Annotated in this window: 27 protein-coding genes and 1 pseudogene; 11 read left to right on the plus strand and 17 right to left on the minus strand. The window is 69.7% G+C overall.

Annotated features, from left to right (window positions below):
- Complete coding sequence (locus ACGFJ2_RS08970; RefSeq protein ID WP_393466326.1) at nucleotides 1-1,410, minus strand: class I adenylate-forming enzyme family protein; 1,410 nt, start codon at nucleotides 1,408-1,410, stop codon at nucleotides 1-3.
- A gap of 144 nt (nucleotides 1,411-1,554) precedes the next feature.
- On the opposite strand from ACGFJ2_RS08970, the gene ACGFJ2_RS08975 reads away from it, so the two are divergent.
- From ACGFJ2_RS08975 to ACGFJ2_RS08985, 3 genes are read left to right on the plus strand one after another with little or no spacing between them, the layout of a single operon-like run.
- The gene (locus ACGFJ2_RS08975; protein ID WP_357942352.1) at nucleotides 1,555-1,794 is read left to right on the plus strand and encodes an acyl carrier protein; all 240 of its coding nucleotides are present in this window, start codon (nucleotides 1,555-1,557) and stop codon (nucleotides 1,792-1,794) included.
- On the plus strand, nucleotides 1,787-3,031 hold the full coding sequence (locus ACGFJ2_RS08980) for a condensation domain-containing protein (protein ID WP_357942354.1): 1,245 nt from the start codon (nucleotides 1,787-1,789) through the stop codon (nucleotides 3,029-3,031). The genes ACGFJ2_RS08975 and ACGFJ2_RS08980 overlap by 8 nt, the downstream gene beginning before the upstream one ends.
- On the plus strand, nucleotides 3,028-4,824 hold the full coding sequence (locus tag ACGFJ2_RS08985) for a N,N-dimethylformamidase beta subunit family domain-containing protein (protein WP_393466330.1): 1,797 nt from the start codon (nucleotides 3,028-3,030) through the stop codon (nucleotides 4,822-4,824). Before ACGFJ2_RS08980 ends, ACGFJ2_RS08985 begins: the two co-directional genes overlap by 4 nt.
- A gap of 8 nt (nucleotides 4,825-4,832) precedes the next feature.
- Here the strand turns inward: ACGFJ2_RS08985 and ACGFJ2_RS08990 are convergent, their stop codons facing one another.
- From ACGFJ2_RS08990 to ACGFJ2_RS09010, 5 genes are all read right to left on the minus strand, one after another.
- Entirely contained in the window at nucleotides 4,833-5,240 is a 408-nt protein-coding gene (locus ACGFJ2_RS08990; protein WP_357942358.1) for an ester cyclase, read from the minus strand.
- Nucleotides 5,241-5,388: 148 nt separating this feature from the next.
- Nucleotides 5,389-7,344 (minus strand): NAD-dependent epimerase/dehydratase family protein, encoded by a 1,956-nt coding sequence (locus tag ACGFJ2_RS08995; RefSeq protein ID WP_393466333.1) that lies wholly within the window; start codon nucleotides 7,342-7,344, stop codon nucleotides 5,389-5,391.
- Entirely contained in the window at nucleotides 7,329-8,261 is a 933-nt protein-coding gene (locus ACGFJ2_RS09000; RefSeq protein ID WP_393466336.1) for a methionyl-tRNA formyltransferase, read from the minus strand. Before ACGFJ2_RS09000 ends, ACGFJ2_RS08995 begins: the two co-directional genes overlap by 16 nt.
- Nucleotides 8,258-8,947 (minus strand): PIG-L family deacetylase, encoded by a 690-nt coding sequence (locus ACGFJ2_RS09005; protein ID WP_358177839.1) that lies wholly within the window; start codon nucleotides 8,945-8,947, stop codon nucleotides 8,258-8,260. The genes ACGFJ2_RS09000 and ACGFJ2_RS09005 overlap by 4 nt, the downstream gene beginning before the upstream one ends.
- On the minus strand, nucleotides 8,934-10,070 hold the full coding sequence (locus ACGFJ2_RS09010; RefSeq protein ID WP_357942367.1) for an NAD-dependent epimerase/dehydratase family protein: 1,137 nt from the start codon (nucleotides 10,068-10,070) through the stop codon (nucleotides 8,934-8,936). Before ACGFJ2_RS09010 ends, ACGFJ2_RS09005 begins: the two co-directional genes overlap by 14 nt.
- A gap of 75 nt (nucleotides 10,071-10,145) precedes the next feature.
- Here ACGFJ2_RS09010 and ACGFJ2_RS09015 point away from each other — a divergent pair, with 75 nt between their 5' ends.
- Nucleotides 10,146-10,955 (plus strand): alpha/beta hydrolase, encoded by an 810-nt coding sequence (locus tag ACGFJ2_RS09015; RefSeq protein ID WP_393466340.1) that lies wholly within the window; start codon nucleotides 10,146-10,148, stop codon nucleotides 10,953-10,955.
- A 12-nt stretch (nucleotides 10,956-10,967) separates the two neighbouring features.
- On the opposite strand, the gene ACGFJ2_RS09020 is transcribed toward ACGFJ2_RS09015, so the two are convergent.
- The 5 genes from ACGFJ2_RS09020 to ACGFJ2_RS09040 form a co-directional block, all read right to left on the minus strand.
- Nucleotides 10,968-11,507 carry a hypothetical protein gene (locus ACGFJ2_RS09020; protein ID WP_393466343.1) on the minus strand — a complete coding sequence of 180 codons (540 nt, stop codon included), beginning with the start codon at nucleotides 11,505-11,507 and terminating at the stop codon, nucleotides 10,968-10,970.
- A gap of 206 nt (nucleotides 11,508-11,713) precedes the next feature.
- The gene (locus tag ACGFJ2_RS09025; RefSeq protein WP_357942373.1) at nucleotides 11,714-12,043 is read right to left on the minus strand and encodes a hypothetical protein; all 330 of its coding nucleotides are present in this window, start codon (nucleotides 12,041-12,043) and stop codon (nucleotides 11,714-11,716) included.
- Nucleotides 12,044-12,170: 127 nt separating this feature from the next.
- The gene (locus tag ACGFJ2_RS09030; protein WP_393466346.1) at nucleotides 12,171-12,653 is read right to left on the minus strand and encodes a hypothetical protein; all 483 of its coding nucleotides are present in this window, start codon (nucleotides 12,651-12,653) and stop codon (nucleotides 12,171-12,173) included.
- Nucleotides 12,654-12,905: 252 nt separating this feature from the next.
- The gene (locus ACGFJ2_RS09035) at nucleotides 12,906-13,052 is read right to left on the minus strand and encodes a hypothetical protein (protein ID WP_357942377.1); all 147 of its coding nucleotides are present in this window, start codon (nucleotides 13,050-13,052) and stop codon (nucleotides 12,906-12,908) included.
- Nucleotides 13,053-13,121: 69 nt separating this feature from the next.
- On the minus strand, nucleotides 13,122-14,750 hold the full coding sequence (locus tag ACGFJ2_RS09040) for a CocE/NonD family hydrolase (protein WP_393466350.1): 1,629 nt from the start codon (nucleotides 14,748-14,750) through the stop codon (nucleotides 13,122-13,124).
- Nucleotides 14,751-15,002: 252 nt separating this feature from the next.
- Here ACGFJ2_RS09040 and ACGFJ2_RS09045 point away from each other — a divergent pair.
- Nucleotides 15,003-15,212 (plus strand): annotated as a pseudogene (locus ACGFJ2_RS09045) (maleylpyruvate isomerase N-terminal domain-containing protein); the annotation flags it as partial.
- Nucleotides 15,213-15,236: 24 nt separating this feature from the next.
- Here ACGFJ2_RS09045 and ACGFJ2_RS09050 read toward each other — a convergent pair.
- Nucleotides 15,237-15,386: a hypothetical protein gene (locus ACGFJ2_RS09050; RefSeq protein WP_393467027.1), complete on the minus strand. Its 150-nt coding sequence runs from the start codon at nucleotides 15,384-15,386 to the stop codon at nucleotides 15,237-15,239.
- Between the two features lie 18 nt (nucleotides 15,387-15,404).
- Between ACGFJ2_RS09050 and ACGFJ2_RS09055 the strand changes: the two genes are divergently transcribed.
- Nucleotides 15,405-15,746: a hypothetical protein gene (locus tag ACGFJ2_RS09055; protein ID WP_393467029.1), complete on the plus strand. Its 342-nt coding sequence runs from the start codon at nucleotides 15,405-15,407 to the stop codon at nucleotides 15,744-15,746.
- A gap of 36 nt (nucleotides 15,747-15,782) precedes the next feature.
- The gene (locus ACGFJ2_RS09060) at nucleotides 15,783-16,379 is read left to right on the plus strand and encodes a helix-turn-helix domain-containing protein (RefSeq protein ID WP_357942381.1); all 597 of its coding nucleotides are present in this window, start codon (nucleotides 15,783-15,785) and stop codon (nucleotides 16,377-16,379) included.
- Between the two features lie 12 nt (nucleotides 16,380-16,391).
- Here ACGFJ2_RS09060 and ACGFJ2_RS09065 read toward each other — a convergent pair whose 3' ends face one another.
- The 3 genes from ACGFJ2_RS09065 to ACGFJ2_RS09075 all read right to left on the minus strand — a co-directional run bounded on the left by ACGFJ2_RS09065 (nucleotide 16,392) and on the right by ACGFJ2_RS09075 (nucleotide 19,707).
- Nucleotides 16,392-16,595: a hypothetical protein gene (locus ACGFJ2_RS09065; protein WP_393466353.1), complete on the minus strand. Its 204-nt coding sequence runs from the start codon at nucleotides 16,593-16,595 to the stop codon at nucleotides 16,392-16,394.
- Nucleotides 16,596-16,700: 105 nt separating this feature from the next.
- The gene (gene recQ / locus ACGFJ2_RS09070; RefSeq protein WP_357942384.1) at nucleotides 16,701-18,509 is read right to left on the minus strand and encodes a DNA helicase RecQ; all 1,809 of its coding nucleotides are present in this window, start codon (nucleotides 18,507-18,509) and stop codon (nucleotides 16,701-16,703) included.
- Between the two features lie 4 nt (nucleotides 18,510-18,513).
- Nucleotides 18,514-19,707, minus strand: coding sequence for an MFS transporter (locus tag ACGFJ2_RS09075; RefSeq protein ID WP_358177860.1), 1,194 nt, complete (start codon nucleotides 19,705-19,707; stop codon nucleotides 18,514-18,516).
- Between the two features lie 42 nt (nucleotides 19,708-19,749).
- Here ACGFJ2_RS09075 and ACGFJ2_RS09080 point away from each other — a divergent pair, with 42 nt between their 5' ends.
- The 3 genes from ACGFJ2_RS09080 (at nucleotide 19,750) to ACGFJ2_RS09090 (ending at nucleotide 21,098) form a co-directional block, all read left to right on the plus strand.
- A complete protein-coding gene (locus ACGFJ2_RS09080) occupies nucleotides 19,750-20,511 on the plus strand; it encodes an SDR family NAD(P)-dependent oxidoreductase (RefSeq protein ID WP_393466357.1) in 762 nt (253 codons plus the stop codon).
- 28 nt (nucleotides 20,512-20,539) lie between these two features.
- Nucleotides 20,540-20,785 carry a type B 50S ribosomal protein L31 gene (locus tag ACGFJ2_RS09085; RefSeq protein WP_219526926.1) on the plus strand — a complete coding sequence of 82 codons (246 nt, stop codon included), beginning with the start codon at nucleotides 20,540-20,542 and terminating at the stop codon, nucleotides 20,783-20,785.
- A gap of 85 nt (nucleotides 20,786-20,870) precedes the next feature.
- Nucleotides 20,871-21,098, plus strand: coding sequence for a DUF3040 domain-containing protein (locus ACGFJ2_RS09090; RefSeq protein WP_357942390.1), 228 nt, complete (start codon nucleotides 20,871-20,873; stop codon nucleotides 21,096-21,098).
- 18 nt (nucleotides 21,099-21,116) lie between these two features.
- On the opposite strand, the gene ACGFJ2_RS09095 is transcribed toward ACGFJ2_RS09090, so the two are convergent.
- Both ACGFJ2_RS09095 and ACGFJ2_RS09100 read right to left on the minus strand, forming a co-directional pair.
- Nucleotides 21,117-21,821 carry a maleylpyruvate isomerase family mycothiol-dependent enzyme gene (locus ACGFJ2_RS09095; protein ID WP_393466361.1) on the minus strand — a complete coding sequence of 235 codons (705 nt, stop codon included), beginning with the start codon at nucleotides 21,819-21,821 and terminating at the stop codon, nucleotides 21,117-21,119.
- A gap of 169 nt (nucleotides 21,822-21,990) precedes the next feature.
- A complete protein-coding gene (locus ACGFJ2_RS09100) occupies nucleotides 21,991-22,728 on the minus strand; it encodes a hypothetical protein (protein ID WP_357942394.1) in 738 nt (245 codons plus the stop codon).
- A gap of 191 nt (nucleotides 22,729-22,919) precedes the next feature.
- On the opposite strand from ACGFJ2_RS09100, the gene ACGFJ2_RS09105 reads away from it, so the two are divergent.
- Nucleotides 22,920-23,792: a sugar kinase gene (locus tag ACGFJ2_RS09105; RefSeq protein ID WP_357942396.1), complete on the plus strand. Its 873-nt coding sequence runs from the start codon at nucleotides 22,920-22,922 to the stop codon at nucleotides 23,790-23,792.
- Nucleotides 23,793-23,885: the final 93 nt, after the last annotated feature.

A 23,885-nucleotide genomic window follows, 5' to 3' on the forward strand; every position in this document is an offset into this window, starting at 1 on the left:
TCACTCCTCTGCCATACTGCGCAGTTCTCGCTTGATCACTTTTCCGGCGGCGTTCCTGGGCAGCGCGTTCACGCACAGCAGCCGGGTGGGGAGCTCGTGCTGGGCGAGCCGCTCGGCCAGGAAGGCGCGTACGCCGGCCAGCGTCACCGGCTCGCGGGACACCACCGCCGCCGCCACCACCATGCCCATGACCGGATGCGTCACGCCGAACACCGACGCCTCGGAGATGGCCGGATGCTCGTGCAGCGCGGCCTCGACCTGGAGCGTCGAGACCTTGAAGGCGCCCGACTTGATGACGTCGCTCTCCCGGTCGACCAGGTACAGGTAGCCGTCGTCGTCCAGGTAACCGAGGTCGCCCATGCGTACCCAGCCGTCCTGGAAGGTGTCCTGCCGCTGCTCGCGGTAGTAGGAGCGGGAGTGCGCGGCGGCGCGCAGCCACACCTCGCCGGTCTCGCCGGGCGGGGCCGGGTCGCCGTCGGCGGTCACGATCCGCAGGCTGCCGGCGGCGTGCCCGAGCGCGCCCGGCCGGTCGGGGTCGTAGATCATGACGGTCTGGGCGGGGGCCGCCTCGGTCGAGGTGTAGTAGTTCGCGACCGTCGCGTTCGGGAACGCCTCGGTCAGCTCGGCGGCGACCTTCGGTGGCAGCGCGGCGGCGGCCGAGCCGAGCAGCAGCACGCTCGACAGGTCGTGACGGTCCTGGACGCGCGCGCCGAGCAGTTCGATGGCCATCGCGGGCACCACGAACACGGTCCCGGCCGCGTACGACTCGATGAGCGCCGCGAAGCGGGCCGGCGTGAACAGCGGCAGCGTGACCACGGTGGGGGCGGCGCTCAGCGCGTGGAGCAGCATGACCTGGCCGGCGTTCGTGCCGATGGGGAAGGCGTGCACGAGATGCCTGGAGTGAGCGAACGGGCGGCGTTTGGGGTGTACGGGCGGGGAGGTGAGGTTCGCGTGGCTGGCCGCCACGCCCTTGGGCTGCCCGGTGGTGCCCGAGGTGTAGAGGATCTGGGCGTAGCCGAGCGGATCGACCTGGACCGGGACCGGGCCGGCCGGGCCGCCGAGCTCGTCGCCGCTCCGGATCATCGTCGTCGCCCCGCAGTGCTTGATCAGGCGGGCCAGCTCCGGCTCGGCCAAGCGGTCCGACAGCGGGACCGCGACCGCGCCCGCTTTCAACACCGCCATCCAGCTCACCGCGTAGTCGAGCCAGTCACGGCCGCCGAACACCAGCGCGACTCTGTCTCCTGGCCGTACTCCCTGGTCGAGCAGGCGGTGGGCGGCGGCGTCAGAGCGCTCGTCCCACTCGCCGAGTGTCAGGCCGCCCGTTCCGGCGACGATGAGGGCCTCGTGGTCGGGGTCGGTGGCGGCTCGTGAGCTCAGCAGAGCAGGGACAGGACGGGCCGACTGAACCACCCCCAAAATTATTATCGGGATGTCGCAAGACGCTAGAAAAAATGCACAATTGCGTCAACCCCTTACCGCCAGACGCTTGCCGCCGTCAGGCCCCGCGTGACACACTCGCCCCGGATTTCCCTGGAAACGGGAGGGCTTCGCCAGGTGCAGACGGACGGGGATCTACGCGGACGCCTCGCGGACATGGTGGCCGAGGCCACCGACGGCGCGGTCGAGGCCGCCGAGGTGCTGGCCGGGGAGGCCAGGCTGGCCGATCTCGGCGTCACCTCGCTCGGCTATCTCAGGCTGATCGACGCGGTGGAGGCGGAGTTCGGCATCGAGCTCGACATGACCTCGGCCGACAGCCTGGACGAGCTGGTGGACTACTTACGGCTCCATGCTTGAGTCGCCGCTGACCTGGGGGCAGCAGGACATCTGGCGGGCCGTGGTGGCGGCGCGGCCCCAGGAGCACTATCTCAACATCGGCCGGATCTTCGCCGCGCCGAAGCGGCCCGTCACCGTCGAGCGCGCCGTCAAGGCCCTGGACGACCTCGTCGCCAGACACGAGGCGCTGCGCACCCGGCTCAGCGGGCCGCGCGACTGCCCCCGGCAGCGGATCTCACCGATCGCCCGGCCGTACGTCGAGGTGACGGACGAATCCGCTCAGGTGGTGTGCGACCGGCTGTCGGGTGAGCCGTTCGACTACTGGGAGGAGTGGCCGCTGCGGGTGGCGTTCCTCGTGACCGGCGATTATGTCCGGCATGTCGTGCTGGTGCTCTGCCATCTGGCCGCAGACGGGCACGCGGCCGATCTCCTGGTGAAGGACTTCCGGCTGCTCCTGCTGCGCGACTCGCTGCCGCCGCCGGAGAGCGCCACGCCGCGCGAACTGGCCGAGTGGCAGCGCTCGGCCGAGGGCAAGCGCACGTCCGACGAGGCTCTGGCCTTCTGGACGGCCGAATACCGGCGGATGGATCCCGTGACCCTGGCGGACGTCCCGCGCCGCCCCCGGTTCTGGGAGGCCACGATGACCTCGGCGGCCATCGCCGCGGCGGCGCAGGCCGTGGCCGCCCGCGAGCGGGTGAGCTCCTCGACGGTGCTGCTCACGGCCGCGATCCGGCTCGCCGGGCGGCTCACGGGCCAGCGCTTCTGTGGCATGCGGGTGATCGTCAACAACCGGTTCGCGGCCGAGCGCCGCGACGTGGTCTCCACGATCTCGCAGGAGGGGCTCGTCCTGCTCGACCTGGATACGCCGGACTTCGGGCAGTTGGTACGGCAGGGCTGGCAGGTGGCCTTACGGGCCTACCGGCAGGCCCAGTTCGACCCGTACGCGATGGAGGAGGCGGTGTCGGGCATGGGGCCGGGGATCAGGTCGTTCGGCTGCTTCAACGACCAGCGGCTGGTGCAGCGCGACGAGGCGACAGGTCTGGACGAACGGGCCGTACGCGCCTCGATGGAGCGGACCGACCTGGTCTGGACGGACACCATGGACCGCAACATCTGCGACTTCCGGCTGCACGTCGGCGGCGAGCCGGGGCGGATGGAGGTGTCGCTGTACGCCGACACCGGGCTGCTCGCGCCATCGGGGATCGAACGCTTCCTGTACGACATGGAGTCGACGCTGGTCGAGGCGGCGTTCGCATGAGCCTGTACGCGGCGGCCACATCGTGCGCGCAGGGCGAGTCGCTCCGGTTCCACCTGCTCGGGGGCGGCGGCCCGATCACCATCGAGGACGTGCCGTCGGGTCGGGTCGTGCTTCAGGACACGGCCGAGGGCGACACCTGGACGCTGAAGGTGGGCACGGACTGGCCCAGCTCGCTCTACCGCGCCATCTTGGGCGACACATCCGCATATTTCGTCGTACGTGCGGCTGTGCCCGCTTCGCCGGTTGTGGTGGCGATTCCCTTTCCCACCTGGGAGGCGTACAACCGGCCCGGCGTACCCGGTGAAGGGCTCTACCAGGCCGAGCAGCCCGACCGGGCGGTCAAGGTCAGCTTCGACCGGCCGGGGGCGGGGCCGCAGATCGAGGAATGGGAGCTGGGGCTGCTGCGGTGGCTCGGGCCCTCGGGCCATCCGGTCGACTACTGCTCGGGGCTGGACCTGCACGACGGTCTCGACCTGCTGAGCCGTTACCGGCTGCTGGTGATCAACGGGCACGACGAGTACTGGTCGTGGGAGATGCGGGACGCGGTGGAGGCGTTCGCGCGGGCCGGTGGAAATATCGCCATATTCTCTGGCAACACCTGCTGGTGGCAGGTCCGCTTCGAAGACGACCTCCGCACGATGGTCTGCTACCGCGACGCCGTCGCCGACCCCCTCGCCACCACCGACCCCGGCCGGGCCACCGTCGAATGGCCCAGCGAACCCGTCAACCGCCCGGAGAACACCCTGACCGGCCTCACCTTCCGGAACGGCGCGGGCTGCTGGGTCGACTCACGGGTGATGGCCCACGAGTCGTACACGGCCCGCTTCTCCGGCCACTGGGTGTTCGACGGCACCGGACTGGCCGACGGCGACACCTTCGGCAGGGGCGCGCTCGGCTACGAGACGGACGCCGCCGACCTCGAATGGGTGGACGGGGTGCCAAGGGCGACGGGCCGCGACGGCACACCACCGTCGTTCGTCGTACTCGCCACGGCCGACCTGAGCCACTGGCGCCGGTACGGGAAGGGCGGCGCGGCCACGATGGGCGTACACCGCCTCGGCGCGGGGACCGTCTTCAACGCCGGCACCATCAACTGGGGCAACTCCCTCCACGACCCCGTCCTGGACAGAATCACCCGAAACATCCTCGACCGCCTGTCCCAACCCCCAAGCCACCCACCCTCCTGGGACTCAATCGGCCCCGCCCCGACCTGCCCGCCTCCTGGTGCTCTTGTCGCCTGCGACAACCGGCTCTTCGCCGCCTGCTCGGACGGGACACTCGCCGTCCGCGACATCTCCGGACAGAACCTGCCATGGCAGATGATCGACGAGACCGACGTGATCGCTCTGGCGGCCCCTCGGGAGGCACACGGCGGCCCACCCGCCGGCCTGTATGGGGTGGCACCAGACGGCACGATCCGCTACCGCGAACCCGTCCTGACGAGGTCCACTTGGCAGGACGTGAGCCGGGCCCCAGAGGGCACCACCGGCCTGGCCGCCGTGAACGAGGGCCTGTTCGCCGTCACCTCGGCGGGCGAGCTGTGGCACCTCCCGATCCGGCGGCTGGACACCCACGACTGGGCCCGAGCGGGCTCAGCCGGGGGCGCGGTGAGCCTGACCGCGATGAACGGGCGCCTGTTCGCCATCTCCGCCGACCGGATCCTGACCAGATCGGCCGAGCGGCACGAGACCGCCTGGCAGGACCTGGGCCCGGCTGAAGGCCACACCGTCCTCGCGGCCGCCGCCGGACGACTCATCGGCACCGGACCGGGGACCGGCCTCTCCTGGCAGTGAGAGCGGGGTCAGAGGAGACCGAGTTGTCGGAGCATGCCGAGCTGGTCGCTGCTGCCCCACCGTTCCACCAGCTTGCCGTCGGCGAAGCGGCTGATCTGCATGCCGCGATAACTCACCTTCTTGCCGGTGGCCGGATGGCCCATGAGGTCGCCGAGGTGCGTGCCGCTGATGGTGTAGGCGAAGGCCAGCTCATCATCGGTGGCGATCAGATGCTCGACCTCGACGCGCAGGTCTGGGAACGCGGCGCGCATCTCGCCGAACATCGCCTTGTAACCGTCAGGACCCGGCCCTTGCCCGGGGGCGGGATCGTGGTCCACGGCATCGGGCGCGACCACTTCGTCGAAGATGGCGAAGTCGCCGCCCATCACCGCGGTGGCGAAGCGTTGCTGGGCGGCGAGGTTGGCCTCGTAGGTCATGTCTCTCCCTGCAGTCGGTCGGCGATGGCCGGTCACGTCCCACGAACAGTGGATCTTCGTACGACTCTGTTTCTGCAGGTTAGGCGGCAAGCGTCTGCAGGGGTGGGTCCTGGGCGGGTGTGTCGCCGGGATCGCACGGAGGCCGCTTCTACGGACGGTCACTTTCGTAGGCCAGCCACTGCGCGCAGGTGTGCAGCCCGTAGTCCAGTGTCACGCTCGGCCGCCAGCCCAGCTCGGCGGCGGCCCGCTCGACATCGACCAGCGGCTTCGGCGGGCCGTCGGACGTTTCGACGTTCAGCGGCCGCACCGCCCCTGACACCGCCTCGGCCAACTCCCGCATGCCTGGCCGTTCCGGGTTGGCGATGTTGAACACCCGCGACACCGGATTCCCCGCCAGCGCCGCCAGCACCGCGCGTGCGACGTCCTGGACGTGCACCAACTGCACGGGAGCGCCCGTGACGGGCGCGGGGCGGTTGAGCGAGGACCGCAGCACCAGCTCCGCGACCGCGCCCCGCTGCGGCATCCCGGGCCCATAGGGTTCGCCGAGCCTCAACACCACGGCGCCGCCTGCCGCTTCCTCCACCTGACGAATGGCCCGCACCAGCGGCGTGGCGGCGGACGCGTCCGCGAGCAGTGGGCCGGCAGGGTCCTCCGTGAATGGCGATGGGGCGGCGGGAGCGTCTGCGAGTGGCGAGGAGGCCGCGTGCTTCCCGTCCCCGTAGACGGCGCACGAGCTGAGCAGGACGCCGCCGCGTCCGTCGGCGAAGGCCGCGCGCGCCAGGCGCAGCTCCTCCTCCGGGTCGGCGTCCTCGTCCCAGCCGAGCGCGCAGACGTGCACCACCACGGCGGCGCTTGCCTCGGGACCGACTGTTCGGTAGCCATGGTCGGCGAGCGCGCCCGCCAGGTGGTCGCGGACGAACGTACCGGCGCCCGTCAGAGCCACCACGGGACGGTCGGCATTGGCCCGGGGACGGTGTCCGGGCCGGTCGGTCAAGCCCGCCTCCAGGCCCGCACGGGCCATCTCGTGCAATTCGGGCGCGAGCCGGGCGAGCTCCCGAGCCCCGAGCTCATGGCAGAGCCCACCGGGACCCATCGTGGCGAGCGCCCGGTCCAGTACGCGCGGGTCGGCGCGTAACCCGCCACGCACGTCCGCCTGGTCCAGCCCACGCGGATCGTCGTCGTCCCCAGGGTCATCCGGGACACCATCTCCACCGGTCTGGCCGTGGACGATGCCCATGGTGTAGGCCGTGAGCCAGAGCGGCCAGTGCCGGGTCGCCGCCCTGGTCCGCAGCGACTCGGCGTCGATGCCCCGCCCCGCCAGGTAGTCCTCGCAGCGGATGTCCCGCCACCGCCCGGTCCCAGGGACGCGGACGGCGCACTGGGCCACCCCACGCTTGAAGAACGGGATCACCGGCAGCTCCACGAGCACCCTCTCCTCGGAGGACCGGCCCGCCTGCGGGTCGTCGAGAGGGAAGCCGTCCGGGTCGTCCGGGAACAAGCCCTGCGGGTCGTCGGCAAAGAAGCAGGGAGAGCGCCGCAGCCCTTGGAAGTCGTTGTCCACCAGACTCGCCAGGTCCTCGTGCTCGGCCAGGCTCGGCACCGCCACGAACACGGGCACCCCCGCCTGGCGCAGGTACCGCCCCATGAGCACGTCGTCGGGCCAGGTGTCGCCCCGGTCGCGGGCCCATTCCACGTACCCGCCCGCGACCTGTCTGGGCAGCAGCAGGGCCGCCACCGGCGTGTACTCGCCGGCCCCGGGCACCCACCGCGCCCCGGCGAGCGCGCCCTGCCGGACGGCGGCGCCGTTGCGCGAATTCCAGAAGGCGAACAGGGCGAGCGCCGCGTGCGGCATGGCGCGGGCGGCACTCTCGGCGCGTTCGAAGAACGTGCTCGAAAGCACCATGTCGTCATGCAGCAGCAGATGATGCGTGGCGTCCGGAGGGATGCTGGACCAGGCGAGCAGCGAGGTACGGAACGCCGACGGACGCCCCGCCGGATCGGGATCGGTGACGACGTCGAAGACGCCACCGGCCAGCCGGACGGCCGCCTCCCTGCGCTGGGGATGCGCCATCACAGCCCCGGTCAGCTTCACGCGCCCAGGCATGCGCCTACCGCGAGCTCGCCCGACTCCAGCAGGTCGAGGGCGTCGCGCCGCTCCCCGCCGTCCCACTGCACCTCGCGGACGACCAGCAGCCCCGAGCCGCACGCCACCAGCACCCCGGCGACGCCGGTGGACCAGACGGGCGCGAGTACGGTGCCGGGCGGTTCTTGGCCGCCGTATTCGATCAGGTCGGCGCTGTGCACGAACAGCTTGCGGCCACCGACGAAGGTGAAGGCCCCCGGGTACGGCGCGGCCAGCGCGCGGATCCAGTCGTAGAGGTCGTCGGCCGGCTTGGACCAGTCGATCACCCCGTCCTCCGGACGGCGCTTGTCCCACCACGAGCCGCCCGGGGGCTGCGGTCGTGCCACCACTTGTCCCGCCAGCAGCAGCGGCACGTACTTGGCGAGCAGCTCGATGTTGATCTCGGTGACCTTGCGGTACACCTCGGTGACGTCGTCGCGGCGGCTGATCGTGAACTCCCGCTGCGCGATGAGGTCCCCGGTGTCGGCGCCCTCGTCGAGGAAGAACAGGCTCACCGCGCTCGTCGTCAGCCGCTTGATGATGGTCCACGGCAGCGCGGCGCGTCCCCGGCCCTCCGGCAGGCGAGTGGGGTGCAGGCCGATGGAGCCGAGCGGGCAGACCGACAGCAGCGGCTCGCGTACGAGCTGCGACCACCCGGCGATCACGAACAGGTCCATCTCCTTGACCCGCTCGTACGCCTCGCCGTCGTTGATGTCGGCGGTCTCCAGCAGCGGGATGCCGTGCTTCTCGGACGCCTCCCGCAGCGGCGCGTACCCCGAACGGTGCTGCAGCTTCGGCGGATAGCCGATGAGCAGCGACGGGGGAGTGCCCTGCGCGGCCAGTACGTCCACGGCGGGTGCGGCGAACTCCATGCCCGTGGCGAACGCGAACGTCTTCACAAGACCTCCCTCAGCACCCCGAACGCTTCGGCGTGCGTGACACCGATCTCCGCGCCGCGCAGTGTCGCCAGCGCCGTCACCGACTCCTCGCTCCTGATGTGCGGGGAGGGCCGGTGCTGGCTCTTATAGCCGCGCAATGCTTCCAGTTTGCGTTCCATATGGTGGCTTATGTCGCAGAAGGCCGTCGAGCGCGGCATCGGCTCGGCCGCCCACTGGATCTTCGACATCTCGTACAGCAGTACGGTCGGCACCAGCCACTTGCCGAACTGCTGGGCGATGGGCCGGGCCGCCGCGAACCCGGCGCCGAACACCGCCAGATGGTCCTGGTCGTAGTCGGCGAAGCTGGGCAGCAGGAGCAGGTCGGGCCGCCGCTCGTTCAGTGCCCGTTCGAACAGGTCGACCAGTTCCCTGCGCGGCAGCGTGTCCAGCCGCTCGGTCAGGTCCATGTCGCCGTACGCGATGTCGTACGAGAAGCCCAGCGTGGCCTGTACGGCCTCGATCTCCTCCAGCCGCTGCCGATAGCTGGTGGCGCCGTCGAGGCCGTAGTGCCGCATGCCGTCGACCGCCAGATACAGGACGTGGACCTCGGCCCCCGCCTCGACCTGCGCGGCGATCAGGCCGCCGCAGCCGAGTACCTCGTCGTCGGCGTGCGGGGAGATCACCAGCACTCGGTCAAAGCGGCGCATTCACTGCCCTCCGGTCTTCGCGGGCGCGATAGTACTCGGCGGTGCTCAGGATCAGCTCGTCGAGCGCGATCCGGGGCCGCCAGCCCAGGTCGGTCGCCGCCCGCAGCGCCGGGATCTTGTGGAACGACTCGGCCTCGGCGTAGTACGGCCCGTGCACGGTCCTGCCGTCGACGCTGACGATCGGCGAGGGGCTGCCGAGTAACTCCTTCACCCGCTGGGCCAGCTCCATGATGGTGACGGCGTTCGCCGGATTCCCGACGTTGATGATGATGTCGTCGCAGTTCAGCGCCGCGTCCATGTAGTCGATGAGGAACCCGGTCAGGTCGCTCGCCGCGATGAACGCCCTGACCTGCTCGCCGCCCGCGAACACGGTGATCGGCTTCTCGGCCAGCGCCTGCTGGACGAACGTGGGCATGACGAACCCGCCCGCCCGCGACTGCCGCGCACCCGCCACGTTGAACGGCCGGATGACCATCCCGCGCAGCCCGTGCTGGCGGCTGTTGGAGACCATCGCCTCGGCCAGTGTCTTGGCGATCGCGTACTCGATGCGGGTGTTGTACTGCGTCGGCACGACGATGTCGTCCTTCTCGTCGAGCACGCCGCTGCGGCCGTACACCTCGGCCGAGCTGAACAGGCACAACGGCGCGTCCGCCCGGATACAGGCGTCGATGACAGGGGCGGTGCTGCCGATGATGTCGTGGCCGAGCCGGCCCGCCCTGGACAGGATGCTCGCGGGGCCGACGTACGAGGCCGCATGGATGACGCGGTCGGCCCCCGCGAAGTCGCCGCCCGCCGCCAGATAGTCCTCCACCCGCTGCCGGACGACCGTGCAGCGAGGGTCGGCGTCGTAGTCCTCGCCGTCGATCACCGCACCCGCGTTGGAGTCGATGATCGTTACTCGGTGGCCCGCGGCGAGATACGCGTCCACCAGATGTGAGCCGATAAAACCGAGACCGCCCGTGACGATGACTTCGCCACTTGGAGCTCCCACGGGCCTGCCTTTCCCACGAAGCCGTGATTTCGAGGAAAAACGGTCACTCGGGGCCTGTGCCGCCCCGGTGGCACCTAGCGTGGGATTAAAACAGTTTTCGCCACGCTTGTCACGCATGGCACAAGTTTTCATGGTTTGGCGCAGGCTTCCTGGACCGATCAGCCGGATCGGGCGTACGCTCGCCGCAATTCGGGCACAGGGAGTGACATGGCCACGTCGAGGGAACGCACCTTCACCGGCACCCGCGCCGCGAACGTGGTGCGCGAATGGCCTCACGAGCAGCCGCGCTACGTCGCCATCCTGGTCCACGGGTACGGCGAGCACATCGGCCGCTACGAGTACGTGGCCGACACCCTGGTCCGGCACGGCGCCGCGGTGTACGGGCTCGACCATGTCGGCCACGGCAAGTCGGAAGGCGACCGGGTGCTCGTCATCGACTTCGAGGACGTGGTGACCGACGTACACGCCGTGGAGGAACAGGCCCGAGCCGACCACCCGCGCGTACCGGTGGTGGTGATCGGCCACTCGATGGGCGGCATGATCGCCGCCCGCTACGCCCAGCGCTACGGCGACGGGCTGGCCGCGCTCGTACTGTCGGGCCCGGTCATCGGCGAATGGGAGGTGATCCCCGCCCTGCTCGCCCTCGACGAACTGCCCGACATCCCCATCGACCCGGCCACGCTCTCCCGCGACCCGGCCGTGGGCGCCGCCTACGCCGAGGATCCGCTGGTCTGGCACGGACCGTTCAAGCGGCCCACGCTGGAGGCGTTCGCCACGACGATCGCCACGATCGCCAAGGGCGGCTCGCTCGGCAGCCTGCCGACGCTCTGGATCCACGGCGCCGACGACCAGCTCGTGCCGCTGGCCTCCAGCCGTACGGGGATCGAGACGATCCGCGGCGACGACCTGACGGAGCGGATCTATCCCGATGCCCGGCACGAGGTGTTCAACGAGACGAACCGGGACGAGGTCCTGACGGACGTCACGACGTTCATCGACCGCGTCCTCGGCCACTGACGGCACCGGGGGTCATTTCACGGGCAACCACAGGTGCCCGGATCCGCGAGTCCGCGTCAGGTCCACCCGGTAACAGCCGGCCTTGGGAAAGACGAAGCCCGTGCCCCACTCCTCACCCGGACGCTGCCAGTTCGAGCCGGTGTGTTGTTCGGGACCGAACGTGGGCTTCGCGCGGGTGCCGTCGGGCAGCGCGGCCGTGACCTTCAGCGGCCCTTCACCCGTCATCCGCCACACGATCTTGACCTCCTTGCCCCGCTTGAACGGAACCGGAGCGAACAGCAGCCCCCACACCTCAGCGTCCCGCGAGACGCCGCGCACCTCGGGAAACCCGTCCGGATGGGTGATCAGCAGCGTCCCATGGCACGCCACCCGGGTGGTTGCGGGCGTCGGCTTCTGCGACACTGCCGGTGTCTCGTCTCCGGTCGGCGTCCCGGTCCCGCCGGTGGCGGCGGGCGCCATGGTCGCCGATGGCGGTTGGGCCTGGGTCGCTGGGCCGCTCGTGGCGCACCCCGCGACCACTACGAGCACCGCTCCGATTGTCATCCGCCTCATCGAACCTCCTTCGCACTCACGACACGTACTCCGGAGAGCGGCAAGAGGTTCCTGGTTCAGGTTCGGCGCGGCGTAGGTCTGGAGAAGGCCAACAGGCCTCCCGCCCATGGAGCGAGAGGCCCGTACCCAGCTGGCGCCCGTACTCGGCTGACGCCCGCACCCAGCTGGCACCCGTAGTCGGCTGGCACCTGTACTCAGCTGGCGCCCTACGACGCGTCCTCGCAGCGAACCGTGACGATCGCGAACCACACATGCGAACGCGCGTCCTGGGACGTCACCGACTCGAACACCTCGCACGACGTGAACCCGTGGTTCAGCGCGTTCTGCCTGGCAGCGGCCTCGGCGCTGGCGAGCGCGGCGTCCTCCTCGATGCCCTTGCCGAACCCGTCGAACAGCGCGCCGATCCCGGCGTTGATGGTGGTGGAGGTGTCGGCGGAGGCGGGCAGAGCGGCGACAAGGGCACCCGCGACGATGCCGGAACCGGCCAGCGTCGTCGCAGCCAGCGCGACCAGCAGCTTTTTGGTCAGGTACTTCATAGGATCTCCCCGAGCTTCGATCGTTGGGGCTTACGTCTGAGAGGCGTTCCATCCCGTTCCACCGGATGCCTTCGCGATCAGCGGCCGGAGCCGGCGGCAGCCCCGTCTCCCGGAAGCGGTCAAGGTCCTATTCCTCTCCCGATTCAAAAATGCGCCATCTCTCCGTGGGCGGCTCTCTTTCGAGCCAGTAACCCCAGCTGAAATCATCTGGCGCTTCTCGACCGCGCTTCTTTAGCTCGAGTTTCACGGACACCTGTATTACCGTGGTGTACCTGCCCGTGCCATCCGAATCCGGATGCCCCGGCCAGATCGTCGTGGCCGTGATATCGGTCCAGTCGCAGAAAGCACTGTCGGCGAAGGACTCCTCGCGATCGGCGAATTCTGGGGTGGACAAGCGGCGGGCGACGTCGATGTCCCTTGCCACGACCGCCTGCAGGTAGGCCCCTACCGTGTCTTCGGGAGAGGCGTTCTCCGCCGGCGGCCGGATGTCGTGAAGCTTGCGGGGAACGCAGTAGAAACCAGTGAACTCGCCGATCGCCGGATAGAGCAGGCCTAATGAGGTGGCGGACAGCACTGCTAAACCAGCGGCGACATAGGTTTTCGGCTTCAAGGCCGCTCCCCGGACCAGTGCTTTTCCGGCGCAAATGCCGCATGCATGAGATGTGAGCCGCTCGCGTCGCCATCGTTGAGGCATCCCCAGCGCCTTTTCCGCCGGGCCGCCGTACTGATCATGCGGGTGCCCGCAGTCGTCGCCCTGTGTCCATGAGCATAACGGGCAGCGACGTCCGCCCACGGGGACATCTGCCCCACCGTAAGCATGAAGATCCCTCCACCCAGTCCGCCCCAAGGCCCCGGGAGAGCTTTATGATCGTAAAAAGAAATACCAGATCAGGCCCAGGGCGATCAGCCAGATAATGGCGCCGATGCCGCAGACCACCAGGCAGCCTGTGATGACTGTTCGTTTCCTGCCTCGATCGCCCCATTCGTGACGACCACGATCTGGATCCATGCTAAGAGGCTACTTCTTTCCCGCCCCGGCTAATTGACCATGGCCGTACTGAAGGGGCATTTGTGGCTTTTATCTATTTCCGAAGATGGGAAGGATCAATGCGGAGGGATATTCCTGACCATGAAAGATCTCGAACCGGGTACGCCGGGTCCGCACGGCCTCCGCCGCCGGCTCTCCGGTCCCATGGTTGCGCGCGAACCTCGGGAACGCGCCCCCCGCCACCTGTATCCGCAGGCGGTGGCCCTTGCGGAAGCGGTAGCCGGTCGGGTGGAGTTCGACCTCCGCCCGGGTCACACTCTGCGAGTCCTGGGGCAGGCGCACGATGCCATCCGTGACGTTCCGGGAGACGCCCGTAGGATCGACGTCGCAGAGCCGTACGAACAGGTCGGCATGTCCCGTGTCGGTGCGTACGTGCACGACCGCCGAGACCGGACCGATCAGGTCGAGATCGCGGGGGAGCGGTGCGGTGGTGTGGACGAGCACGTCGGACCGGCGCTCCACCTCCCGGTTGTCGCGCTGGCCGGTCTCTTGGGCGGACAGCATCGGACCGCCGGGTGACCGCGTGGGGTGCGCCGGATCGTAGACGAACGTGTCGGAAGAGCTCTTGTCCGGCACCTCCCAGCCGAGCCCCCGGCCGTGGCCCAGGTAGAGCGGAGTGGGAGTGGACTCCGCGGGCGGCCACTGGTCGAAGTCCAGCCAGCGGTTGGCCTTCTGCAGGTAGAGGCGTACCGGTGCCTGGTGCAGTTGGGCGGTGTCGCCGAGCAGGTGCGCCGACAGCCACGACACCTGGTCGATCAGCACGGCACGCAGCGCGCCCGGATCATGACCCCATGGGCCGATCGTGATCCGGCTGCGCCGCCCCGCCTCCCGCAGCGCGGCGAAGTCACGCAGCTGTGCGGGCAGGAACAGGTCCCACCAACCAGTCACCATGCTCGTCGGCGTGGTCATCTCGGCCGCCGCCGCGCGGTGGTCGGTGGCCGCCCAGAAGTCGTCGCCCGGCTCCGCGTGCGCGGCCACCTCGCGCAGGAACGGTACGGGCTTGCCGATCGCTGCCAGGTCGGACGTGCCGATGGGGACGTGCGCCATGGCCCGCCGTACGCGCCGCTGCTTGCGGGGGTCGGGCAGCAGCCCGCCCAGGGGCGCCTCCTCCTGGGTGCCGATCAGCGCCGACCAGGTCAGCGTGTTGTGCAGGCCCATCACGCCACCCGGATAGAACGTGCTGACGAACTCGCTGGTCGTGATCCCGAGCCCCATCGCCTCCAGCGGCGGATCCAGGTAGGGCCCGACCGCCCACTGCGTGTACCCGAGATAGCTGGCCCCCGCCATGGCCAGCCGCCCGTCACACCACGGCTGCGCACGCAACCAGGCCGCCGTGGCCAGGCCGTCGTCCTTCTCCTGGTGAAAGGCGTGGAAGCGGCCACCGGAGCCGAAGACACCCCGGGTGTTCTGGACGACGACCTGCATCCCGCGCCTGACCAGCACGCTCGCGAACGCCTTCGCGTCGATCCGGTGCTTTCCGTACGGGGTGCGCATCAACACCACGGGCAGCGGCCCGGCACCGCGCGGCCGGTAGCGATCGGCGAGCAGCACCACGCCGTCGGGCATCGAGACCCGCAGATCACGAGTGACCGCCACATCATCGACCACCGCCTCCGGCAGCCCGAGGAACCTGTCGAACAGCCTGCCGAGCACGCTCATGAGAAGTCCTCCCGCTCGACCTCCAGAGTAGAGCTCTGGGGCGGAAGGCACGGTCGCTGACGGTGAGAAGGATGTTGCCTTAACGGAACCAAGGCGCCTGCGGGAGGTCAGTGGGGTCATCGAGCTCGCACGCGCACGCACGGAGCCGACCAACGGCCGCAGGGACCGTCACCTCGTGAGACCGGTGATTTTCTCCTCGCTGCCTTGTCTGCACAGACGAGACAGACGAGGACCGACGAGAAGGCGGCGAAGATGCGAAAGCTCCCACCCACGACTCGCGCCGACACCGCCGGTGACGCCTGGCTTGGTGGGGTCGCCCTGCTGGGCCGGGCCGCCGACTACGCACTGGCCTGCCTGCGCCTCGTCACATCCGCCGATCTGGACCGTCCAACCCCGTGCCACGGCTGGGACCTACGGACACTGTTGGCACACACGAACGACTCGTTCGCGGCACTGACAGAAGCCGCAGCGTTAGGACACGTCGCCCTAGTCCCTCCGCTGAGCGACGACGGCGGTGACCGCCATGGCGACTGCGGCCTTGGCGACTGCGGCCTTGGCGACGGCGACGCCCTCGGCGGCGACGGTGGACACGACGGTCGCGGCGGACATGGCGGCGACGGTGGACGCGACGGTCACGGTGATGACGATGGCGGCTTGCGAAACCGCACCACCAGCCTCCTTCGCGTCTGGGCTGGGTCCAAGGACGTGATGGTCTCCGTCGGTGGTTGCCCGTTGACGGCCGCGATGGTGTCCGCCGTAGGCGCCGTCGAGGTGGCCGTGCACGCCTGGGACGTGGCCCAAACATGCGGCCACCCCCGTCCCATCCCGGAGGACGTGGCGGCCGAGCTCCTCCCGCTGGCCCGGCTCTTCGTCACGGACGCCGACCGGCCGGCCCGATTCGCCGTACCCCTGGACGTCGCCCCTCGAGCCCCGGCTCAGGATCGTCTGCTCGCCTACCTGGGCCGCGACCCCCACTGGTCTGACAACAGGAAGTAGCTTGACAGCATTAATTGTCGGTGTCAGCGTGGAGCCATGTACGAAGTCGCGGTGATCGAGGACCCGGCCGCCGCCGAGGCGTCGCTGGATCCGGTACGCGCCCGGCTGCTGGCCGAACTTGCCGAGCCGGGCTCGGCCACCATGCTGGCCGCCAAGGTCGGTCTGGCCAGGCAGAAGGTGAACTACCACCTGCGAGCCCTGGAAAGCCATGGTCTGGTCGAACTCGTCGAAGAGCGGCGCAAGGGCAACTGCACCGAACGCGTCATGCAAGCATCGGCCGCCTCCTACGTCATCTCGCCGACGGCCCTGTCGGCGGTCCAGCCCGACCCGTCCCGTTCCCCCGACCAGCTCTCGGCCCGCTGGCTGCTCGCCCTCGCCGCTCGCCTGGTACGTGATGTGGGCGCCCTCATCACCGGTGCCACGAAGGCCAAGAGGCGGGTGGCGACGTTCGGCATCGACGGCGAGGTCCGCTTCGCCTCGGCCGCCGACCGTGCCGCCTTCGCCGAGGAGCTGTCCGGGGTGGTTACTGCGCTGGTCAGCAAGTATCACGACGAACAGGCCGAGGGTGGTCGGCCCCACCGTCTGGTCATCGCTATCCACCCATCTGTGGGGAAACAGAGCACTGATGGGTGATCTGTTCGTTAATCAGGGGGTTCGCCGACGGATGATCCGGCCGAGATGCGGGTACGGATAGCGGCGCATGAGTGCGAGGGCGGCCCTGTACCCCAGGCCGTGCCAGACCGATGAGTGCATGTGCGGCCCTGTCGACGCGGCGGTGAAGCCCAGCGCCGAGACCAGGGCGAGCAGCGTGGTGGCGACGGCCGATCTTCGTGCGGCCGTCGCCCCCACTAACGGCCGCCCACGAGCAGACCGTCACCCCCGCCACAAGCCGTCACCCCCGCCACAAGCCGCCACCCGTCACGAGCGAGCGAACCCCGTCACGAGCGCACCACGTCACGACGCGAGCGTCTCCAAAACCTGTTCGCCATACTTGGCCAGTTTGTTCTCGCCTACCCCGTTGACCGTCCCCAGCTCCGCCAGCGTCGACGGCGACAGTGTCGCGATCTCCCGCAGTGTCGCGTCATGGAAGATCACGTAAGCCGGCACCCCCTGCTCCTTGGCCGTCGCCGCCCGCCACGCGCGCAGCCGTTCGAAGACCGGCGCGGCATCGGCCGGCAGCTCCACCACAGGACGGTCCTTGCCGGAGGTCTTGGCGGTCTTCGCCCGCGCGGCCCGCTCCGGGTCGCGGCGCAGCCGCACCTCGCGCTGCCCGCGCAGCACATCGGCGCTCGCGTCGGTGAGCACCAGCGCGCCGTAGTCGGACTCCACGGCCAGCAGCCCCTGCGCCAGCAACTGGCGCACCACCCCGTGCCACTCGGTGTTGCCCAGCTCGGCGCCCACCCCGAACACGCTCAGCGAGTCGTGGCCGTGCTGCAGCACCTTGGCCGTCTTCTTGCCGAGCAGGATGTCGGCGATCTGCCCGACGCCGAACTTCTGCCCCCGCTCGCGGCGCAGCCGCAGCACCGTGGACAGCACCTTCTGGGCGGGGACCGTGCCGTCCCACGACTCGGGCGGCGCCTGGCAGGTGTCGCAGTTGCCGCACGGCTTGGAGTCCTTCTGCCCGAAGTAGTCGAGCAGCATCACCCGGCGGCACTCGACCGTCTCGCACAGCGCCAGCATCGCGTCGAGGTGGAGCACCTGGCGGCGGCGGTGGGCCTCGTCGCCCTCCATGGCCAGCCGCCGGTGCTGGACCACGTCCTGCAGCCCGTAGGCCATCCAGGCGGACGCGGGCAGCCCGTCGCGCCCGGCCCGGCCGGTCTCCTGGTAGTAGCCCTCGACGGACTTGGGCAGGTCGAGATGGGCGACGAAGCGTACGTCGGGCTTGTCGATGCCCATGCCGAACGCGATCGTGGCCACCACGACCAGCCCGTCCTCGCGCAGGAAGCGCGCCTGGTGCGCGGCGCGGGTGCGGTTGTCGAGGCCCGCGTGGTAGGGCACGGCGGCGATGCCGTTGTCGACCAGGAAGGCCGCGATCTTCTCGACCGAGGAGCGCGACAGGCAGTAGACGATGCCCGCGTCGCCGTCGTGTTCGGTGCGCAGGAAGTCGAGGAGCTGGCGCTTCGGCTCGCTCTTGGTGGCGATGCGGTAGTGGATGTTGGGCCGGTCGAAGCTGGCCACGAAATGCCGGGCCTGCTCCAGCCGGAGCCGCGAGGCGATCTCGGCGTGGGTGGCCGGGGTGGCGGTCGCGGTCAGCGCGATGCGCGGCACCTCCGGCCAGCGCTCGTGCAGCTCCGACAGCGCCAGGTAGTCGGGGCGGAAGTCGTGTCCCCACTGCGACACGCAGTGCGCCTCGTCGATGGCGAACAGCGAGATCTCGCCCTTGGCCAGCAGCCGCAGCGTCGCCTCGACCCGCAGCCGCTCCGGCGCCAGATAGAGCAGGTCGAGCTCGCCGGCGAGGAAGGCCGCCTCGACCCGTTGTCGCTCGTCGAAGTCCTGGGTGGAGTTGAGGAACCCCGCGCGCACACCGAGCGCCGTCAGCGCGTCGACCTGGTCCTGCATCAGCGCGATCAGCGGTGAGATGACCACCCCGACCCCGGCGCGGACCAGCGCGGGGATCTGGTAGCACAGCGACTTGCCGCCGCCGGTCGGCATGAGCACCAGCGCGTCGCCGCCATCGACGACGTGATCGATGATCTCCTGCTGCCCGGCCCGGAACGAGTCGTAGCCGAACACGCGGTGGAGAGCCTCGGTGGGGGTATCCATGCGGCTACCTTACGTGTTCGCCGGAGGCCGTTCGCTCTTTTCGCCCACGGCGATCGTAGGCCACCAGGGAGAGGGCGCCGAGCCCACAGGCCGCCGCCAGCGCCACCATCACCGCCGGGTACCCGGCCAGCTGCGCCACGCCCGCCGCGAGCAGCGGGGCGACGGCCTTGGCCACGGTGATCGGCAGGGCCAGGGCCCCGCTCAGCGTCGCGTACGCGCTGGTGCCGTACCGCTCGGTGAGCAGCGCGGGACGGGCGATCGTCGCCACCCCGAACCCCAGCCCGAACAGCACCACCCCGCAGACCGCGCCCGCCACGCTCCGCCCGGCCACCGGCAGCAGCAGCGCGGCGGCGCCCTGCAGCCCGAACACGCTCGCGGTGATCAGCGCGACCGGCCACCGCCCCTGCAGGCCGGTGGTCACCAGGCGTCCGGTCACCGACAGCACGCCGAGCAGGCCCGCCACGGTCGCCGCGAAGAGGGGCGAGTGGCCGAGCGCGATCAGGTACGTCACCAGCAGCACGCCCATGACCGACACGGCGCCCGTCTGCGTCAGGAACGCCGCCGCCAGCAGCCAGAACGGCCGCTCCCGAAGCGCCGCCCCGACGACGCCCCGGTCCACGACCTTGGAAGAGGGACGGCTCCGCACCGCCAGGAAATGCAGGGGTACGGCCGTCAAGGCGTATCCGACGGCCAGGATGACCAGGGCCTGCCGCCAGCCGTACCGATCGACGAGGAAGCCGGTCAAGGGCAGGAAGATGCTGGAGGCGAAGCCGGCCACGACGGTCACGGCGAGCAGGGCCCGCGAGCGTCGCGCCGCGTCGAACCAGGCGACGATCACCGCGAACGCGGCCTCGTACAGCACCATTCCGGAGGCGACGCCGAGCACCACGCAGACCAGGTAGAGCTGGGGCAGAGTGTGCACCTGGGACCAGGCGAGCACGGCCAGCGCGCCGAGCGCCGAGCCCGCCGTCATCAGAGCCCGTCCGCCGTGCCGGTCGAGCCAGCGGCCGATGGGCGGCGCCACGATCGCCGACACGAGTACGGCCAGCGTTATCGCGCCGGTGAGTTCGGCGACCCCCGCGTGCATATCGCGAGCCATCGGGGTGATGAAGACCGAGAAAGCGTAGTAAAGGATGCCGTATCCGGCGGTCTGGGTGATCGCCAGCGCACCGACCAAGCGAGCAGACGAGGCGATCACGAATGGTTTCGTTCCCGTTCATCAATCTATGGACACTGTGACATGAATCGCAGCTATGTCGTCACAGGTGGCGGGCGGGGCATCGGCCGGGCCGTGGTGGAACGGCTGCTCAAGGACGAGGCCACCGTGGTCGCTGTCGAACGCGATTCCGCCGCGCTGGACTGGGCGGGCCCCCGGGTGATCCCGGTCGTCGGCGACGCGGCGGACGAGACGGTCACCGAGCGGGCCGCCGACCTCGCGCAGGGCGCGGGCCGGCTGTCCGGCTGGGTGAACAACGCCGCCGTCTTCAGGGACGCCTCCGTGCACACCGCCACGACCGCGGAGATCCGCGCCCTGATCGCCGTCAACCTGGACCTCGCCGTGGTCGGCTGCGCCACCGCCGTGCGGCGCTTCCTCCGGTCCGGTACGGGCGGCGCCATCGTCAACATCACCTCCCACCAGGCGCGCAGGGCGGTGCCCGGCAGCCTGCCGTACTCCACCGCGAAGGCCGCCATCGAGGGCCTGACCAGGGCGCTAGCCGTCGAGTACGGCAGACGCGGCATCCGGGTCAACGCGGTGGCGCCCGGTTCGGTGGCGACGGAGAGGTACGCCGAGTTCCTGGCCGCCCAGCCGCCCGAGGTGGCGGCGGGAATCGAGGCGGAGATGGCCAGGTTGCACCCCCTCGGCAGGGTCGCGGGGGCGGACGAGGTGGCCGACGCGGTGGCGTACCTCCTCTCGGACGGCGCCGCCTTCGTGACGGGCGCGACCCTCCCGGTGGACGGCGGCCGCGCGGCACTCGGACTCGATCCCGAGTCGAGGGAATGAAAACCATTGTCGTACGGTTGCAGGGGGCATGAGAAAGAACCTGCACCCCTCGTACCAGCCCGTCGTCTTCCGCGACCCGAGCGTCGGGTTCGCCTTCCTCACCCGCTCGACCCTGACGAGTGACAGGACCGTCGAGTGGGAGGACGGCCACACCTACCCGGTCGTCGACGTCGACGTCTCCTCGGCGAGCCACCCCTTCTACACCGGGCGCGGACGGGTCCTCGACACCGCCGGTCGCGTCGAGCGCTTCAAGCAGCGCTACGGCAAGGTCTGATCGCTACTTCCGCCGGTGGAAGCCCGCATGTGCCGGTTACTAGTGGGTACATGGCTTTCACCGGCGTGGAGTGATGGTGGTCAGAATGAGCCTATCTGGAAGGGAACGCCGCATCCTCGGGGAAATCGAGCAGGCACTTGAGCTGGAAGACCCCGACATGGCGCGGCGGGTAGCCGCAATCAACAAGATCGAGTCGGACGCGGGGGCGTACCGCGAGCGCATGCAGTCGTGGGCCGGGGCGCACCTCTGGCTGATCGCGCTGCTCGGGGTGATCGCCGTACTTTTGCTCGTGCTAGCTGTCATCACCGCCTGAGCGAACACACATGTGAGCTCAGGCCAGGCACCTCAGGGCCGAGGCGATCCGCGGGTCGAGATCGTGGCCGGTCGGCAGGCGCCCCACCGTGGCCTCGACGAACTCCTGCGGCGACAGCGTCGCGCTCAACCCGTCCGTACGCACCACCACCCGCTCGGCCGTCTGCTCCACCTGAACCTCCGCCTCCTGCTCCGACAGGGCGAACCGGCCGACGGCCACCCGCCAGCGCGTCCGGTTCTCGGCCTCCTCCGCCGTCACCGGCGCGCCGACGTCGTCGGCGTGCGTGGCGTACTCGGAGTCGTAGTGGAAGGCCTGCAACCCCACCGGGTACGGGCCGGCCATCGTGTCGAGCGAGGCGTCCCGGCCGAGCTCGCGCATGCGGCGCCGGGTGTCGGCGTTCTCGGTCCGCCATTCGGCCAGCACCTGTTCGACGGGCATGTCCCGGCGCTGTCGTACGCTCCACTCGTTGAAGTCGTGGAAGCCGTTGACGCCCTCCCTGGCGAGGCGGGCCAGCAGGTCCTGCACGTTGCCGTCGAGACAGGCGTGGTTGTACAGCTCCTCACCCGCCAGGTGGCCCAGGACATCGCGGACGGACCATCCCTCGCAGCGCGACGGCCGCGCCCATCCGGCGTCGTCGAGACCGGCGAAGAAGCGGTCGAGTCTGGCCGCCTCCGCGTCGAAGATGTCGAACGGATCGAACTCTTTCAACAGATCATCAGCCATACCTCGAAGCTACCCGTCGGCTGTCGTCTCTCACGAAAGGCGCGGCGCAGAACGGTCAAGCTCCGGACAAGACGGAAGCCCGGCCCCCACACGGGGACCGGGCTTCCGCTCAGATGTGACTAGCCGAGCTTCCGCTCAGCGGAGTCAGTGTGTTCAGCGGGACCAGCGTTCAGCGGAACCAGCGCGGGACGACCCGCACGTAGTCGGTGCCGCTCGTGGCGCCCTCGAGCTCGTCGTCGCCGGCGTACACGGCCTTGAACACGCCGCTCTTGTAGGCGCGCGTCTGGGCCTCGAACTTGCCGTTCCAGCCGGTACGGTCGGAGGCGACCCACTTCCAGCCGCTGGAGCCGTTGGCCTTGTAGAAGATGCTGACCCGCTCACCGCGGACGCCCTTCCAGCGGTCGTCGTCGTTGACCTGGAGACGACCGGAGAACCAGATGGTCCTGCCCTTGCGGACCTTCGAGGGGTCGGCGCTGAAGCGCGAGATGCGCGTCTCCGCCTTGCCCTTCTCGATCTCGACGGCGAAGAACGCGGTGTCGGTGTCGACGACCTTGCCGTCCTTGTTGAACGCCTGGGCGGTGGCCTTCCACTTGCCGTCCTGGTCGTTCTCGTTGAACGGGACGGAGAAGCGCCAGCTCTCGACCTTGTTGACGTCCTTGGCCCGCAGGGTGCGGGCGACCGGGTTGACCGGCTCCACACTGAGCTGGACCTTCTCGACGTCCGAGCTGGCGTCGACCTTGAAGAAGGCCTCCGTCTCGCTACCGGCCTTGACCACGACCGGGTTCGGTGAGATGTCCCTGATATCGACGGTCGGAGCCTTCGTCGTAGCCGACGCGGCCCCGGCGCCCGAAATCAGAAGTGTCCCGCCCACAAGGGCAGAGACGAGTCCTACAGCGATGTTCTTCATGAGGGTGCTGATTCCTCTCGTTCCCCGTTTCGCTGAGGCCGGCTCGGGATAGCCAACCTCCTCTACTACTTTGAGGCACAAGATGGGGAAAAAGTTCGCTAAAGTTACAGAAAATCTTTGATCACGGTCCTGACCAGTACCGTTACCAAAAAATCCGATTTGTGATCGCCTGACCGGCTACAGTCTGCCGCATGACGGACGTCTACACGCTCGGCGAGGCGCTGGGGGTCGTGTCCAGTGGCCGGGTGCGTCATGAGACCGAAGCCCGGTTGGACGTCACCGGCCCGGAGTTCAACCTCGCCATCGCCCTGTCCCGGCTCGGCCATAAGGTCGCCTACCTGGGCAAAGTCGGCAATGACGAGCTGGGCGCCAGGGTCCTCACCGTGCTGAGGGGCGAGGGCGTCGACGCGGCGGACGTCAGGGTCATCGAGGGCGCGCACACCGGGCTGCTGCTCCGGGAGGCGCGCGTGGGCCGCGAACAGCGCCTCACGCACTACCGCACCGGATCAGCCGGTACGAGCCTGAAGCCCGGCAACGTGCCCATCGACCGGATCGGCGCCGCGAAGATGCTGCACGTCACCGGCCTGACGGCAGGGCTCGGCAGGGACACCCTGGAGGCGGTCCGTACGGCCGTGAGCGCGGCCAAGACCGCCGAGGTGGCCATCTCCTTCGCCGTCGACTACGTACCCGAGCTCTGGCCGTCGGTACGCGAGGCCGAGGAGGTGCTGGGCGAGCTGGCCTGCGCCTCCCACCTGCTCTTCCTCGGCCAGGACGAGCTCGACCTGGTCAAGCCCGCACTCACGCCGGAGCGCGAGGTCGTGGTGAACCGCGGCCTGAAGGGCGCGAGCGTACGGGCGGACCGCATGCGCTACGACGCGCCCGGCCTGCAGGTGCCGATCGTGGACACCGCGGGCGCGGCCGACGCCTTCGTGGCCGGCTACATCAGCGCGGCCCTGGACGGCCTGACCCCGCCGGAGCGCCTGCACCGCGGCACGCTGCTGGGCGCCGCCGCGGTAACCAGCGCCAGCGACTGGCAGGGCCTCCCCATCAGGGCCGACATCTAGCGCGACATCCTCTCCCCGAAGAGGGCGCCCCTCTCTAGGGGCCGCTGCCACGACGGGCCGTCTTGTTCCGCTCCCCCTGGCGGGGGTGTCCGT

The organism is Nonomuraea sp. NPDC049028 (assembly GCF_043197735.1).
GTDB lineage: Bacteria > Actinomycetota > Actinomycetes > Streptosporangiales > Streptosporangiaceae > Nonomuraea.